This is a genomic window from Indiicoccus explosivorum (assembly GCF_002167005.1).
GTDB classification, from domain to species: domain Bacteria; phylum Bacillota; class Bacilli; order Bacillales_A; family Planococcaceae; genus Indiicoccus; species Indiicoccus explosivorum.
Window position 1 is genome coordinate 1 of record NZ_NHTN01000035.1, and the last position, 14,268, is coordinate 14,268.

Sequence of the window (14,268 nt, forward strand, 5' to 3'; positions counted from 1 at the left end):
CTTGCTCCTGCGCCGCTGCGCTTGCTCGTCGCAGTTAAAACCGTTTGCCGCGGACGAACCGTCCAGCCTCCTCATGCGCCCAGCGCATTGCGGGGTCTGGACTGTCCGTTTTTCCGCAGGCGTCTCGCAATTTTTGCTTGACTGTCACCAGGAAGCAGGAACTGGATAAGCACGGCTGGAAAGAAGGCAACTTACAAGCTACTCATTTATCGCTCGCTGCCTCTACGTTGATTCAGGGTAACTAATTCACAGGGACCTTCTGCCAGTGACGGAAAAGGATGAGCTGTCCTGCCACTCCTGCGGAAGAACTAGCTGTCCGAGATCGCCGAGCCGCCAAGGCGAGGAAGCTCGGCAGTCAGTCTGCGGAAAGGGCAGGGCAGCCCTTTTCCAAACCGGCAGGTTTCAATTCTGCTGAAAAGAATAAATTTGCAGAATCTCGTATAGAATTACTTTTGTCTACAACCAGACCGCCTGTAAGGGGCGGTTTTTGTTTTGTTCAGTGCGGCAGAAGCAGCAGCTGGAATGCGAATAAAATCGCGAAGATGTATAAGATCGGGTGGACGGCTTTCCAGCGGCCTTTGAAAATCTTCATGAGCGGATAAGCGATGAATCCGAGCGCGATACCTGTTGCGATGCTTGATGTGAGCGGCATGGCAAGGATGATCAGGAACGCCGGGAAGGCTTCGCTGAAGTCATCCCATTCAATCGCCTTGACGGCGCTGATCATCAAACTGCCGACAATGATCAGTGCAGGAGAAGTGATGGCTGCGACCCCGGACAGCGAACCGATGAAAGGGCCGAAGAACGCGGCTGCTATGAACAAGACGCCGACCGTCAGTGATGTCAGTCCGGTCCGGCCGCCTGCGGCTACACCAGAAGAAGATTCGACGTAGGCGGAAGTCGGACTCGTTCCGACCATCGCGCCGGCAGTCGCAGCAACAGAGTCGGCCAGCAGTGCCTGGCGGACACGCGGCATCCGGCCGTCCTTTATCAGACCGGCCTGTCTGGCGACTCCGATCATGGTTCCGGTTGTATCGAACAGTGTGACGAGCAGAAAAGAAAATACGACAGCGTACAGGCCGTGCTCGATGACCAGCAGCAGAGCCTCGGCCGGATTCCAGATCAGGAGCCCTTCAGGCAGGGAAGGGAGACGCATGAAACCATCTGTGAACTTCAGCTGGCCGGTGAATACAGCCAGGATGCCGGTCGCGATCATGCCGAAGAAAATGGCGCCAAGCACATCCAGCGAGATCAGGATCAATGTAATGAACAGACCGAAGAGGGTCAGCAGTACGGGAGGGGAGGATAAATCCCCGAGGCTGACCAAGTTCGCTTCATGCGCGACGATGATTCCGCTCAGCCGCAGGCCGATGAACGCGATGAAAAGCCCGATTCCTGCGGTGATTGCGTGCTTCAGATTCTCAGGAATCGCGCGGATAAGGGTCTCCCGGAATTTTGTGAGGGACAGCAGGACGAACAGCAGACCGGCAATAAAGACAGCGGCAAAGGCTGCCGTATAATCCAGCGCGCCATCTGAAGCCAAAACCATCGACGTAAAATAAGCATTCAAGCCCATGCCGGGTGCAATGGCGATCGGATAATTCGCGGCCAGTGCCATCCATAGCGTTCCAAGGACGGATGCGATGACAGTGGCAGTAAAAACCTGTTCGAATGGAACGCCGGCAGCACCGAGGATGACCGGATTGACGATGACGATGTAAGCCATTGTCAGGAACGTGGTGACGCCTGCCAAGAGTTCAGTTTTTACGTTGGTATGGTGCATTTTTAATTGAAACATAAGAAAGTTCCTCCTAAAAAACGAACAATGAAAACAATACTACTTAATAATATTCGTTTTAATGGCGAAAATCAACTTCTGTATTAAAAAGGCGTGACAGTCGAACTTTTTGTTGCGGATTTGTACAATGGAAAAGAGGTGATAACTGAATGGAACTGACAATCGATTCAACAAAACAGCTCCACAACGGCATACAGATGCCGCGGTTCGGATTAGGTGTGTACAAAATGACAGACAGGGAAGAAGCGCTCAGAGCCATGTCGGAAGCGATCAGCACGGGCTATCGGGCCATCGACACGGCCTCGCTTTACGGTAATGAACGGGAAGTGGGGGAAGCGGTCCGGCATTCCGGCGTGAAACGGGAAGACATTTTCGTGACGTCGAAAGTATGGAATACGGACCAGGGATATGACAATACGCTCCGTGCATTCGAAAAAACACTTGAGCATCTCGGCTTCGATTACCTTGATCTGTATTTGACGCACTGGGCGGTGGAAGGGAAATATCCTGATACATACCGGGCGATCGAGCGGCTGTATGCCGAAAAACTTTTACGGGCGACGGGTGTTTCGAACCATCAGCCGCATCACTTGGAGCGGATATTCGTTAAAGCTCATGTGAAACCGATGGTGAACCAAGTTGAACTGAGCCCGCAGCTGACACAGGAAGAAGTCCGGTCGTTCTGCCGGGAGCACGATATCGCGGTGACGGCATGGTCCCCGCTGGCGCGCGGAAGGCTTCTTGAAGATCAGGTGCTCCGCCGCATCGGGGAAGCACATGGGAAATCGCCGGCGCAGGTAGTGATCCGCTGGCACTTGCAGAACGATATCATCGTTATTCCTAAATCGGTGACGCCGGCCCGAATCCGGGAAAATGCCGATGTGTTCGATTTCGTATTGTCCCCGGAAGAAATGGCGGCTGTTGACGGCCTGAACCGGAATGAGCGGACAGGAGCCGATCCGGATAACTTCAATTTTGATTTTTAACAAAATTCCCCAGCGTCTCAACGACGCTGGGGAATTATTTATTCACGTTTATCCATTCATGGGTGAAAGGGTGTTCAAATGACAGCCGGTCTGCGCAGAGCCGGTAGCCGCCTTTAGCGGGGGTGGCGCCGTACAGTTCATCGCCTGCGATGGGATGGCCGATGGATGCCAAGTGAACGCGGATTTGGTGGGTCCTTCCGGTATCGAGACGCAGCCGCAGACGAGTCGTATTTTTACCCCGTTCGAGTACTTCGTAATGCGTTACGGCGGGTTTGCCCGAAGAAGAGACGCGCCGCCGGGTCGGGTGATGGCGGTCCTTCCCGATGGCACCGGTGATGGTGCCGCTATTCTTCCGGATCACGCCTTCTGTTTCCGCGACATACTCTCGCTGAATCTGCTTTTCCTCGAGAAGCCGGTCGAGAATGCTTTTTGCAATGGGGTGCTTTGCGAACAGCACGAGTCCGGAAGTCCCCTGATCGAGCCGGTGGATATGTTCCGCATATGTGCCGCCCGATTCGGCGATATGGCCGAGAACGGCGTTCACACACGTTCCGTGCTGCCCGGGTTCATTCGGATGTGTCGGCATGCCGGCCGGTTTACAGGCGATGAGCAGATGTTCATCTTCGAACCGTATCTCTGTGTCGGGATTTCGCTCCGGAGTATAGAGAGAAGAAGTGTCAGGCGTCCGGATCAGAAGTTCGGTACCTGCTTCAAGCGGGACGGACCAGTTCAGCGGAATGCCCTTCAGGTCCATCACACTTTTTGCCATGCGGAGTTCATGCACTTGTTTTTTTCCGAGCCGCCATTCTTCGCGGAGCAGGTTGTCGACAGTCAGCCCGCGGCGCGGGATTTGATAGGTGAATTCCATGACAATCCTCCAAAAAACGGACTATGCGACAGGCGCATAGTCCGCAGGTTAATCTGCCAGCACGACTTCCTCGAAGAACTGGCGGATGTTTGCTTCCGGCTGTGAACCTTGCCAGCGGGCAACTTCTTCACCGTTTTCATAATAAGCGAGGGTCGGCGTGCCTTGGATGTTGTACTGATCCCAGCCGGCGTCGAATTCAAGCAGGTTGAACTGATCGACTTCAACCCCCATCTCCTCTGCCACCGGCATCAGAATCGGTGTCGTTTCCTGGCAATGCGGACACGTCGGGCTGAAGAAATACACCGTCGTCGGTTCTCCGCTCGCGATTTTTTCTTCCAGTTCAGCCGGCAGGATGATGTTCTGATAATTCTCATCGTCGAGCTGATCGATGGTCGGCTGCTCAAGGTCATTTGTACCGTACGGATTATCTGCCAGTTTTTGCTCGTTCGACATCGATGTAAGCACGATGAGCAAAATGAAAATCACAGCGACGGCGCCGCCGATAATAAAAAGCTTTTTCAATGTGTCTCCTCCTTCAGTGTTTTCAGCAAATAAATGCTGACGCCTGCGATGATAATGAATGCTGTCAGCGCGAGAAACGGGATCGTGATAAAGCCGAACCAGTTGATGTACTGGCCGGTGCATGGCACTTGTCCGCAAAAGTCCGAGGCGTTTCCGAGAGCATCGATTTTCTGGATGCCGTAGTGGTAAAGTGAAATGCCGCCACCGATCACTGACATGACCAAAGCGGTCAAGGCAATCCGGGGGGTTTTCTGAATGTAAGCCACTCCAAGGATTATGACAAGCGGATACATAAGAATGCGCTGGTACCAGCATAACTCACAAGGGGCGTATCCGCGGACTTCCGAAAAATATAAAGAACCGGCTGTGGCAATGAGGGCCGCGCCCCACATAAGCAATAAGCCGTTTTCCTGCTGTTTCGTCATCTGGCTTCCTCCGTTTCAGCATCAATCCATCCTAAATTATAGTCCTCACCGTGCATGCAAGTAAAATGATTTTATTCACCCACTGACTTCCGCTATAATGAAGGTTGATCTTTTTGTGAAGGGGTGCTTTCATGGCTGAACAGTTCGACCTGTCTGAATTCGAAAAAAGCATGGTCATCCGCGAGATGGCATTTACAGATATACCGGCGATCCTGGAGATGCAGCGTACCTGCTTTCCGGGCATGATCCCCTGGAAAGAGGAACAGCTGAGAAGCCACCTCGAAATTTTTCCGGAAGGGCAGTTCGTGGCTGAACTGGACGGCAAAGTCATCGGTTCCTGTTCGAGTCTCATCATTAATTTCGATGAGTACGACGACAGGCATTCCTGGGATGACGTGACAGATGAAGGTTATATCACGAATCATACGCCTGATGGCTATAATCTGTACGGCATTGAAGTGATGGTCAACCCGGAATACCGGGGGATGAAAGTAGGTCAGCGGCTTTACGAGGCAAGAAAAGACCTGGCACGGCAGCTGAACCTGAAATCGATCATCATCGGGGGACGCATCCCGAACTATCATAAGCATGCGGACGAAATGTCGCCGCGTGAATATGTGGACGCGGTATCGCGCCATAAAATCTATGATCCTGTCCTGACATTCCAGCTGATGAGCGGTTTCCAGCTGATGCGGATCAATCCGAACTATTTGGATGATGATCTGCAGAGCGGTGCTTACGCCACATTGATGGAATGGAACAACGTCGACTACCGGCCGGTTTCGAAACGGCATTTCAAGACGAGCTATCCGGTGCGGATCTGTGTCGTCCAGTATCAGATGCGGGCGATTTCTTCCTTCGAGGAATTCGCGAATCAATGTGAATACTTCGTGGATGTCGCCTCGGACGCACAGTCGGATTTCGCGGTGTTCCCGGAAATTTTCACGACGCAGCTCATGTCGTTCCTGAACGAACCGTCTCCGGGTCTCGCCGTCCGGAAAGTGACGGATTTCACGGAGCAGTATATCGAAATGTTCACCGATCTCGCTGTCCGATACAACGTCAATATCATCGGCGGCTCGCATTTCGTGAAAGAAGAAAATGACGAGATTTATAACATTGCGTATCTGTTCCGCCGGGATGGATCGATCGAGAAACAGTACAAAATCCATATCACGCCGAACGAACGCAAATGGTGGGGGATTTCCGCCGGCGATTCCGTCCGTGTATTCGATACGGACTGCGGGAAAATCGCCATCCAGATCTGCTATGATATCGAATTCCCGGAACTTGCGCGGATCGCGACGGATATGGGTGCCAATATTATTTTCACTCCGTTCTGTACGGAAGACCGTCAAGGCTATTTGCGCGTCCGTTACTGTTCGCAGGCGCGGGCTGTGGAAAACCAGATTTATACGGTCATTTCCGGCACGGTCGGCAACTTGCCGCAGACAGAGAACATGGATATCCAATATGCCCAATCCGGCATATTCGCACCGTCCGACTTCGAATTCGCCCGTGACGGCATCGTCGGCGAGACGAATCCGAACCTTGAAATGGTGCTGATCGGCGATGTAGATCTAGAGATCCTGCGCCGGCAGCGGAAAGCCGGTACGGTCAAGCAGCTGCGGGACCGGCGCCATGATGTGTACCGCATCGACTATTTGCGGGACTGAAGGGATAATGATTAAGTCCGCTTAACGGAAAAAGCTGTGCAGACAGGAGCGTCTGCACAGCTTTTTTTATCGTTTCTTGACCGGGCGCTTCCGGTTGTCTTTTGTGATCTGTTTCCATTTACTGCGTTCCGCTTTCTGTGCGGCTGCGTCGTGTTTCCGTTCGATATGCGCCAATTCGCGCTGCAGTTTGATATAGCTCCCCCAGCGGTCTTCAGCCAGCGTGCCGTTTTGCAGCGACTCCTGCACTGCGCAGCCCGGTTCGTTCGTATGGCCGCAGTCCCGGAAACGGCAAAGTCCGGCGAGCGATTCCACATCGGAGAAGCCCGTGTCCATTCCGCCGGAACTTTCCCAAAGCTGGAACTCCCGCATGCCGGGTGTATCGATCAGGAGTCCGCCGCCCGGCAGCAGGATGAGCTCCCGGTGTGTCGTTGTGTGCCGGCCCTTGCTGTCGTCTTCGCGGATGTCCTGAACCGCCATCACTGTTTCGCCGGATAACGCGTTGATCAATGAGGATTTGCCGACGCCGGATGAGCCGAGCAGCGCGCCTGTTTTGCCGCCTGCCAAGAGGCGATGCAATTCGGCGATCCCTTCACCGGTCACGCTGCTGACCGCATGGATCGGGACGCCGAAAGCGATGGTTTCCGTTTCACGGATAAAGGAATCCGGATCGCTGCACTGGTCTCTTTTTGTCAGGACGATGACCGGATTTGCATCTGAATCCCAGGCGGCGAGCAAGTACCGTTCAAGCCGGCGGAGATTGAAATCGTGATTCAATGATGTGACAAGGAACACATAATCCACATTCACCGCGATCAGCTGGATTTCAGTGGTATCGCCGGCGACTTTCCGTGAAAATTGTGATGTTCTCGGCAGCACTTGGTGGATGACTCCACGTTCTTCACCCTGCATTTTTTCCGCAATTACCCAATCGCCGACTGCCGGAAATTCCCCGCGGCTGTGTCCGTGCCGGTATTTGCCTGAAACGGAGCAAAGCCACTCGCCATCCTCCGTCACGACCCGGTATAAATGCTTATGTTCCAATAAAACCCGCCCGGGCTGCCCCGCGGTTGTTATTTCGGCTGCACGGCTGTCTGTCCAACCGTATTGTTCGATTTTCTTCAATGTTTTATTCCTCCAGTTCTGTAAACGTAAAAAAACCATGGCTGCGCAAACCGCAGTCATGGTCCCCTTTACAGCCTGAAGGCTTGATTTTTCCGCGTTGGAAGAAGCGTATCAGAACTGATACACGAGGAGGGAATCCATGGACCGGGTTTGCATAAAGATTCGGACATCTGCTGCAGTGCCTGCTGTTACAATCGCCATATTCCCTCACTCCTTCTCTTAAAGTTAGTTTAAACATACTTGAGCCGAACAGCGCTGTCAAGCTTTCTTTAGTTTATTCTGATATTTGCAGGGTATATTATAGAATACGAAAACAGGAAGAAAGAAGTGATCCGATTGACAGAATTTAAATGGGCAAAACTGGGAGCAGCTTCTATCCTCTCCGTCGGTGTGCTGGCGGGATGCGACGGTGGCGAAGAACCTGTTGAAGAGGAACCGGTTGATGAAGAAATAACCGAGGATGAAGAAGTGGAAGACGTGGACGTGGAGGAAGAAGAGGCGCCGGGCGACTCTGACGAGGAGGAAGAGGTGCTTGATGAAGGTGAAGAAGACGTGGAGCTGGATGACCCGGATGCGGCCGATGATGAAGAAGCGGCAGAATAATCGAAATGAAAATGTTTAGGCTGCCGGGCATGTGGGAAAAACACTAACTGTAAGAACGTGAGGATAAGCTAATATTTATTTCTTAATAAATATTAGGACACTATCACCTATTCGAAGGAGGACTTTTCATGTTGAAATCAAAATGGGCAAGACTCGCGGCAGTAGGTTTCGTATCAGTGGGCATTTTGGGAGCATGCGCTGAAGAGGAACCGGTCGAAGAGGAAGAAGTAGTCGAAGAAGAAGTAGTTGAGTAAGCATGTAAAGAGAGGGCCGGCGCGGTCCTCTTTTTTCATAGCAAGATGGTAAGGAGTTGAAGGACTTGGCAAAAAGGAAATGGCTGAAAGCGGGAGCGGCACTGTTTCTGTCGGCGAACGTTCTCGCTGCTTGCGGAAATCCGGGTGAGCCCGAAGAGGAAGATATTCCTGAAGTGGATGATGACGAGGAAGTCGAAGAAGAAGTGGAGGAAGATCCCGAAGCGGAGTAAAAAAAGACTGCAGGGGCAGTCTTTTTTTGTTTTTCGGCGACGGTCCACAGGCAGTTGGCATGCGCGCCTTCCGCAGTCAGTCTGGCCGTGTTTTTTCGGGATAATGGGGTTCGATATGGACATGTACGACACAGCCGGCATTCACGCGGTGGATTTTCCGCTCGATTTCCTCGGTGATGCGGTGGCTCTGAACCACGTCCAGCGCGGGATCAACTTCCACTGTGAGGTCGACCAGTGTCAGGTTTCCGTGGGTTCTGCCTTTGAAATCGCGGAGTGCGAGCACTCCCGGTACTTTTTTGATCAGGAAAGTCAATGTTTCCATTTCCTCTTCATCGAATCCGTCCGTCAGCGCGTGGGCCGCTTCCCTAAAAATATCGGCTGCGGTCTTCAGGATGATCAATGCCACAGCGGCAGCGGTAATTGAATCCAAAATGGGTGCGCCGAGTGCTGCGGCGACAATGCCGATACCCGCCCCGATCGAAACGAGGGCATCTGAACGGTTATCGTAAGCGGCGGCGCGGACGGCAGCACTGTTGATTTGCCGGCTCAGTTTCAAGTTGTACCGGTAAACCGCGTAAATGATTACAGCGCTAAAAAACGCGACCCCGGCGGTGAAGAGGGAAGGGGCTTCAGCCGCGGGATCAAGGAGGCTGACAAAGGCTGAATACAGGACTTGGAGACCGATCAGCCCCATGATGAAAGATGCAAACAGGGAAGAGACCGTTTCTGCGCGGAGATGACCGTAGTGATGGTTCATATCCGGTGGGCGCTGTGAGATGCGGAGCCCGATCAGGACAGCGACGGAAGCGATGATATCCGAAAGATTATTGAACCCGTCGGCCCGGAGAGCCTCAGAATCACCAGCGTATCCGGCGGTCAGCTTGACGGCGCTCAAGAACAAGTAAGCGCCGATCGAAAGCCAGGCGCCTTTTTCCCCTTTCCGGAGATTCGCGTATTGTTCCAACAGAGTTTCCCTCCCTCAAAAAATCCAGACAGGCAAAAACGGCCCGCAAAGGGGCCGTTTCCATGATTCTTCGCACTTTCAACTATATAGGATAACCGGGGAGAACTCAAATATGTCAGCAATGTTAAGATTCACGGCGGAGGGTTGCGGTATATTAGCAAATGGTAATATGATGATCCTGTTCATGAAAGGAGCGGAATCATGAAGAAAGAGCGATACATAGAAATACTGAAAGCGTCGACCCTTCTCGGCCTGACGTCATTCGGCGGCCCGGCGGCCCATCTGGGCTATTTCAGGGAAGAGTACGTCAAACGGAGGGAATGGCTGGACGACCGGGTATACGCGGATATTGTCGCACTCTGCCAGTTCCTTCCGGGACCGGCGAGTTCACAAGTCGGCATTACGATTGGCATGCTTCGGGGCGGATTGTTCGGCGGGTTTTTGTCCTGGTTCGGCTTTACGATGCCTTCTGTCATCATCCTTATGTTATTTGCCTTATTCGTCACCCATACAGAGCTGGACATCGGCTGGCTCCAAGGACTGAAAATCGCCGCAGTCGCTGTCGTCGCCCATGCACTTATCGGGATGGGGAAGAACTTGGCGCCCGATCGGCCGCGGATTGTGATCGTCGTACTGTCGGCGTGGGCGATCCTGCTCGTGCCGACCGCCTGGGCACAGATTGCGGTCATTGTCGCTGCCGGCATCATTGGCTACGCTGTGTTCCGGGGCGGGGAGCTGCCGGCGGCTCCGGAACTGACACTGACGTTCGGCCGGCGGATCGGCGCCGTTTCGCTTTTACTGTTCAGCGGCCTGCTCGCGGGTCTGCCTCTCCTGCGGCCATTTCTTGAATCGGTGTACTATGCGATTTTTGATACGTTCTATCGGGTGGGGGCCATTGTTTTCGGCGGCGGTCATGTCGTGCTTCCGATGATCGAACGGGAAGTCGTCCCCGTGTGGATGAATGAAGAAATATTCATTGCCGGTTATGGTGCCGCACAAGCAGTGCCAGGGCCGCTGTTTACGCTGTCGGCTTATCTCGGTCAGCTAATGGGCGACATTCCTGGCGCCTTTGTGGCAGTTGCGGCCATGTTCTTGCCATCATTCCTTCTGCTGATCGGGATATTACCTTATTGGAATCTGATCAGGACGAAATCGGGTATTCAGGCTGCCCTGAAAGGGATCAACGCGTCAGTGGTCGGCCTGCTGCTTGCCGCTTTTTATGATCCGGTGTTCACGTCGGGCATCGACGGCCCTTCCGATTTCGCCATTGCCGTCACCGCTTTCGCAATGTTAGTCTATTTTAGAATAGCTCCTTGGATCGTGGTGTTTTTTGCCGCGCTTCTCGGCGCGCTGTCGTACGCAATTATCGGATAGGGGGATGGATATGGAAGCAGCACTTCTTGATCAGCAGGATCCGCTTCGCCGTTTCAGGGAAGAGTTTTTTCAGGAAGAAGGGCGCATTTATCTGGATGGCAATTCGCTCGGACTGATGTCCGGAAGGGCAGAAGACAAATTGTTGCAGCTTTCCATGAGCTGGAAGCAACTCGGAATCGACGGCTGGACGGAAGGCGGGCACCCATGGTTTACGCTGTCCGAGGATCTCGGCAGGCGGGTGGCCCCTCTCGTGGGCGCGCTGCCGCATGAAGTGATGGTGACCGGGTCCATTACCGTGAATATCCACCAGTTGCTCTCGACACTGTTCCAGCCCGAACAAGGGCGGGAGGTCATCCTTTGCGATGAGCTGAATTTCCCTTCTGATATTTACGCAACCCAAAGCCATCTGCGTCTCAGAGGCCTGGATCCGGAAAAGACGCTCCGCAAAGTGCAGAGCCGGGATGGCCTGACTCTCCGGAAAGAGGATATTATGGCAGAGCTCAACGAAGATGTCGCGGTCCTTCTGCTGCCTTCTGTGCTGTACAGGAGCGGCCAGCTGCTGCCGATCCGTGAAATCACTGCGGCAGCGCATGAAAAAGGAATTCTCGTCGGATTCGATCTGGCCCACTCGATCGGCGCGCTGCCGCATAGCCTGCACGAGGATGGAGTGGATTTCGCCGTCTGGTGCCATTACAAATATATGAATGCCGGACCGGGATCGGCGGGCGGCCTTTACGTGCACGAGCGGCACCATACAAATCAGCCCGGCCTTGGCGGCTGGTTCGGCTCCGATAAAACGAAACAATTCGATATGGATCACTCGTTCACGAAAGCGGAAGATGCAGGTGCGTACCAGATCGGCACGCCCCATATTTTCAGCACAGCCCCTCTTATCGGCAGTATCGAAATATTCGAAGAGGCCGGCATCGGGCAAATCAGAGAAAAATCGCTTGCACTGACTGCTTTTCTCCGTAAGCTGGCGGCTGACAGGGTTCCGGAGCTGCGGGATGTGACGCCGGCACACGACGCGGAACGGGGCGGACATGTGGCGTTTGCCCATGAGGAAGCGGCCCGGATTTGCAAAGCGCTCAAAGCGGATGGGGTGGTTCCCGACTTCCGTGCCCCCAACATCATCCGGCTGGCGCCGGTCGCTCTGTACACTTCCTATGAAGATGTGGAGGAAGCAATCAGCCGGCTTGCCCGGATCATGGAAGAAGAACGGTACAAAAACTTTACGAACGAACGAAATGTGGTGGCCTGATGAAAATATGGGACATTTCAATGGACCTGGACCGCAGCACGGCTGAGTGGCCGGGCGATACGCCCTTCCGGTACCGTGTGGCAGCTGCCATTGCAGAGACAGGCTCCGTCAATATCGGGGAAGTGAACATGAGCACACATATCGGCACGCATATCGACGCCCCTTTCCACTATGATCAGGACGGCCTCCAAGTCCATGACTTGCCGCTTGATATCTACATGGGGACAGCCACTGTCGTCGATGTCACCGGCATCCGGACGATTTCGGCGGAACACCTGGAAAAGAATGTCCGGCCGGATGGCATTCAAGCTGTTTTTTTGAAAACGGGAGCTTGGCCTGACAGGACGGTTTTCCCTGAAGATTATCCGCTTTACGATGTGTCGGTAGCTGCCTGGATGGAAGCGAATCAAATCCGGCTGCTCGGTGTCGACACACCATCAGTCGACCCGGAGACGAGCAAAGAACTTCCCATGCACATGGCGATGAATCGCCATAACCGGTTCATTCTGGAAGGGCTCGTATTGGACGGTGTGCCCGCAGGGGTTTATGGCTATGCCGCACTTCCGCTGAAAATTAAAGGAAGTGACGGAAGCCCTGTCCGTGCTGTGCTGACAGAAAACAAAAACGCCTCCGGCTGAAGTCAGATGGAGGCGTCTACATGTACTGGAACTTGAAGACAGGTTCCAGTTTTTTTATATTTATGGCGATTTCGTCACAAACTTCCTGGTATAAGGCCCACTTCTCGATTTCGTCTTCTGTCCGGAGGACGGGGTTCCGGATGTCCCATCGAAGAAGCTTGTCTTCAGGGAGATCCATCGGGACATCGAGCACTTCAAACTCGGTATCGACAAGGGCGATGACCAGATCGGCATGCCGGATTTCGTCAGCATTATATGGGGTGAGCCGGACTGCGGGCAGTTCCAGCATGATTTCCTTCATCACTTCAACTGTCGTGCTGTCAAAGACCGGCTGCTTCCAGGCGGCACTCCGGATTTCCCAATCCGGCAGCCGGAGACAATTGGCCCAGACTTCAGCCATCATCCCTCTTTGCTGATGAGAAGACAGAAAATAGACAGTATGCTTATTCATGACTGATCCCTACTTCCTCGCTAAAATTAGCTGTCATGTGAAAGGGATGCAAGGATATTTCGTTCTTGCTTCTCTTTGGTTATCTTTACCCATTCCACGTAAAATAAATCACATAAAAACATTAATTCTGTGTATTTTTTCGTTGTTTTTTACGGAACAATGACAAAAATGTCGTTTCCATGAAGAAAGGGTCCACACAGAAGGGAATGGACCCTGTCATCAACCTTATTTCACGATTAAAACAGAGCACGGCGCTTCTTTCAGCACTTTTTCGCTTACTGAGCCGACAAAGAACTTCTGAAGGCCGGATTTCCCGCTGTTGCCGACAATGAGGAGGTCGATCTGCTGCTCATCAGCGAATGCGGAAATGGTTTTGGCTGGATCTCCTTCCACCGCCAGGACTTCCCCTTTCACGTGCTGGTCCTGCAGATGCTGCTGGATCGTCGTGTGCATCGTCTTGACGTAATCAGCCCGTCCTGTCTCCGGTACACGTTCGTCTTCATTGAATTCCGCGCCGAGCTCAGGCGGCATATACCTCGAGTAGGCTCCGTCAGAAATGAGCGTCATTCCTTGGAACGTCGCTGCTTCGGGTTCCGCGTGCGCCACATTTTCGTGCTCGGCGTCGCTGACGTAGATGACAGAAAGCCGGGCATCAGGCATCGCCTTTTTCATTTCAATTGCCTGGTCAAGCGCTTTCCGGGAACCGGACGAACCATCATAACCTACAGCAATATGCCCGTACATGTGAACACCTCTTTCTCAAACTGGAATAAAACGTTGTGCCGTTATACTAGTAAATACCCGAACCGTAATTAGTAAAAACGTAAGATTATTTGCTGAAAAATGATTGATTTCACAAAACTGTTGACTTTTAAAAAAAGACAGTGGTAGGCTGAAGTTAACTTATTGACAGAAAGGAGAGTTTGACGATGGAAAAAACAATCAGCCGTCCGATTGCATGGAACTGCCAACTTCATACGTCAAACCTGTCCCGATCTGTCCGGTCGAAAAATCAGTAATTCTTTTATTTCGAAAACCGAACTTTAGCGGCAGGTGGACTCTACCTGCCTTTTTTGATGCGCGCATGCCCAAAATA

The 14,268-nt window shown here is 52.9% G+C and carries 16 protein-coding genes; 8 read left to right on the forward strand and 8 right to left on the reverse strand.

The window, feature by feature from the left end; genetic code table 11:
• Positions 1 to 496 precede the first annotated feature (496 nt).
• Positions 497 to 1,798 carry an NCS2 family permease gene (locus tag CCE92_RS10805; protein ID WP_088007752.1) on the reverse strand — a complete coding sequence of 434 codons (1,302 nt, stop codon included), beginning with the start codon at positions 1,796 to 1,798 and terminating at the stop codon, positions 497 to 499.
• Positions 1,799 to 1,947: 149 nt separating this feature from the next.
• Here CCE92_RS10805 and CCE92_RS10810 point away from each other — a divergent pair, with 149 nt between their 5' ends.
• Positions 1,948 to 2,784 (forward strand): aldo/keto reductase, encoded by an 837-nt coding sequence (locus tag CCE92_RS10810; RefSeq protein ID WP_088007753.1) that lies wholly within the window; start codon positions 1,948 to 1,950, stop codon positions 2,782 to 2,784.
• 34 nt (positions 2,785 to 2,818) lie between these two features.
• On the opposite strand, the gene CCE92_RS10815 is transcribed toward CCE92_RS10810, so the two are convergent.
• The 3 genes from CCE92_RS10815 to CCE92_RS10825 are packed head-to-tail and all read right to left on the reverse strand — an operon-like array spanning position 2,819 to position 4,599.
• Positions 2,819 to 3,652, reverse strand: a complete 834-nt coding sequence (locus CCE92_RS10815; protein WP_088007754.1) for an RluA family pseudouridine synthase — start codon at positions 3,650 to 3,652, stop codon at positions 2,819 to 2,821.
• A 48-nt stretch (positions 3,653 to 3,700) separates the two neighbouring features.
• Positions 3,701 to 4,174 carry a thioredoxin family protein gene (locus tag CCE92_RS10820; protein ID WP_088007757.1) on the reverse strand — a complete coding sequence of 158 codons (474 nt, stop codon included), beginning with the start codon at positions 4,172 to 4,174 and terminating at the stop codon, positions 3,701 to 3,703.
• Positions 4,171 to 4,599, reverse strand: coding sequence for a disulfide oxidoreductase (locus CCE92_RS10825; protein WP_088007759.1), 429 nt, complete (start codon positions 4,597 to 4,599; stop codon positions 4,171 to 4,173). The genes CCE92_RS10820 and CCE92_RS10825 overlap by 4 nt, the downstream gene beginning before the upstream one ends.
• Positions 4,600 to 4,730: 131 nt before the next feature.
• Between CCE92_RS10825 and CCE92_RS10830 the strand changes: the two genes are divergently transcribed.
• Positions 4,731 to 6,275 (forward strand): carbon-nitrogen hydrolase family protein, encoded by a 1,545-nt coding sequence (locus CCE92_RS10830; RefSeq protein ID WP_088007761.1) that lies wholly within the window; start codon positions 4,731 to 4,733, stop codon positions 6,273 to 6,275.
• 66 nt (positions 6,276 to 6,341) lie between these two features.
• Here CCE92_RS10830 and rsgA read toward each other — a convergent pair whose 3' ends face one another.
• Entirely contained in the window at positions 6,342 to 7,436 is a 1,095-nt protein-coding gene (rsgA, locus tag CCE92_RS10835) for a ribosome small subunit-dependent GTPase A (RefSeq protein ID WP_164474947.1), read from the reverse strand.
• A gap of 297 nt (positions 7,437 to 7,733) precedes the next feature.
• Between rsgA and CCE92_RS15860 the strand changes: the two genes are divergently transcribed.
• The 3 genes from CCE92_RS15860 (at position 7,734) to CCE92_RS15865 (ending at position 8,484) form a co-directional block, all read left to right on the forward strand.
• A complete protein-coding gene (locus CCE92_RS15860) occupies positions 7,734 to 8,000 on the forward strand; it encodes a DNA primase (RefSeq protein WP_155522835.1) in 267 nt (88 codons plus the stop codon).
• 128 nt (positions 8,001 to 8,128) lie between these two features.
• Positions 8,129 to 8,254: a hypothetical protein gene (locus CCE92_RS16310; RefSeq protein ID WP_277621524.1), complete on the forward strand. Its 126-nt coding sequence runs from the start codon at positions 8,129 to 8,131 to the stop codon at positions 8,252 to 8,254.
• A 65-nt stretch (positions 8,255 to 8,319) separates the two neighbouring features.
• The gene (locus CCE92_RS15865; protein ID WP_155522836.1) at positions 8,320 to 8,484 is read left to right on the forward strand and encodes a hypothetical protein; all 165 of its coding nucleotides are present in this window, start codon (positions 8,320 to 8,322) and stop codon (positions 8,482 to 8,484) included.
• A gap of 76 nt (positions 8,485 to 8,560) precedes the next feature.
• Here CCE92_RS15865 and CCE92_RS10845 read toward each other — a convergent pair whose 3' ends face one another.
• A complete protein-coding gene (locus CCE92_RS10845; protein ID WP_088007764.1) occupies positions 8,561 to 9,448 on the reverse strand; it encodes a cation diffusion facilitator family transporter in 888 nt (295 codons plus the stop codon).
• Between the two features lie 201 nt (positions 9,449 to 9,649).
• Between CCE92_RS10845 and chrA the strand changes: the two genes are divergently transcribed.
• From chrA to CCE92_RS10860, 3 genes are read left to right on the forward strand one after another with little or no spacing between them, the layout of a single operon-like run.
• On the forward strand, positions 9,650 to 10,822 hold the full coding sequence (gene chrA / locus CCE92_RS10850) for a chromate efflux transporter (RefSeq protein WP_175578093.1): 1,173 nt from the start codon (positions 9,650 to 9,652) through the stop codon (positions 10,820 to 10,822).
• 10 nt (positions 10,823 to 10,832) lie between these two features.
• Positions 10,833 to 12,083: a kynureninase gene (gene kynU / locus CCE92_RS10855; RefSeq protein WP_420913237.1), complete on the forward strand. Its 1,251-nt coding sequence runs from the start codon at positions 10,833 to 10,835 to the stop codon at positions 12,081 to 12,083.
• Positions 12,083 to 12,721 carry a cyclase family protein gene (locus tag CCE92_RS10860; RefSeq protein WP_088007770.1) on the forward strand — a complete coding sequence of 213 codons (639 nt, stop codon included), beginning with the start codon at positions 12,083 to 12,085 and terminating at the stop codon, positions 12,719 to 12,721. The genes kynU and CCE92_RS10860 overlap by 1 nt, the downstream gene beginning before the upstream one ends.
• 16 nt (positions 12,722 to 12,737) lie before the next feature.
• Here the strand turns inward: CCE92_RS10860 and CCE92_RS10865 are convergent, their stop codons facing one another.
• Together CCE92_RS10865 and CCE92_RS10870 are read right to left on the reverse strand one after the other, a co-directional pair.
• Positions 12,738 to 13,172: a low molecular weight phosphatase family protein gene (locus CCE92_RS10865; RefSeq protein ID WP_088007772.1), complete on the reverse strand. Its 435-nt coding sequence runs from the start codon at positions 13,170 to 13,172 to the stop codon at positions 12,738 to 12,740.
• A gap of 225 nt (positions 13,173 to 13,397) precedes the next feature.
• Positions 13,398 to 13,916, reverse strand: coding sequence for a universal stress protein (locus tag CCE92_RS10870; RefSeq protein WP_088007774.1), 519 nt, complete (start codon positions 13,914 to 13,916; stop codon positions 13,398 to 13,400).
• Positions 13,917 to 14,268: the final 352 nt, after the last annotated feature.

Excerpts from the sequence above, each read along its gene's own strand:
- CCE92_RS10870 (WP_088007774.1), bottom strand. The coding sequence starts at position 13,916 with ATGTACGGGCATATTGCTGTAGGTTATGATGGTTCGTCCGGTTCCCGG.
- chrA (WP_175578093.1), top strand. The coding sequence starts at position 9,650 with ATGAAGAAAGAGCGATACATAGAAATACTGAAAGCGTCGACCCTTCTC.
- CCE92_RS10825 (WP_088007759.1), bottom strand. The coding sequence starts at position 4,599 with ATGACGAAACAGCAGGAAAACGGCTTATTGCTTATGTGGGGCGCGGCC.
- CCE92_RS10815 (WP_088007754.1), bottom strand. The coding sequence starts at position 3,652 with ATGGAATTCACCTATCAAATCCCGCGCCGCGGGCTGACTGTCGACAAC.
- CCE92_RS10865 (WP_088007772.1), bottom strand. The coding sequence starts at position 13,172 with ATGAATAAGCATACTGTCTATTTTCTGTCTTCTCATCAGCAAAGAGGG.
- CCE92_RS16310 (WP_277621524.1), top strand. The coding sequence starts at position 8,129 with ATGTTGAAATCAAAATGGGCAAGACTCGCGGCAGTAGGTTTCGTATCA.
- CCE92_RS10810 (WP_088007753.1), top strand. The coding sequence starts at position 1,948 with ATGGAACTGACAATCGATTCAACAAAACAGCTCCACAACGGCATACAG.
- kynU (WP_420913237.1), top strand. The coding sequence starts at position 10,833 with ATGGAAGCAGCACTTCTTGATCAGCAGGATCCGCTTCGCCGTTTCAGG.
- rsgA (WP_164474947.1), bottom strand. The coding sequence starts at position 7,436 with ATGGTTTTTTTACGTTTACAGAACTGGAGGAATAAAACATTGAAGAAA.
- CCE92_RS10830 (WP_088007761.1), top strand. The coding sequence starts at position 4,731 with ATGGCTGAACAGTTCGACCTGTCTGAATTCGAAAAAAGCATGGTCATC.
- CCE92_RS10805 (WP_088007752.1), bottom strand. The coding sequence starts at position 1,798 with ATGTTTCAATTAAAAATGCACCATACCAACGTAAAAACTGAACTCTTG.
- CCE92_RS10860 (WP_088007770.1), top strand. The coding sequence starts at position 12,083 with ATGAAAATATGGGACATTTCAATGGACCTGGACCGCAGCACGGCTGAG.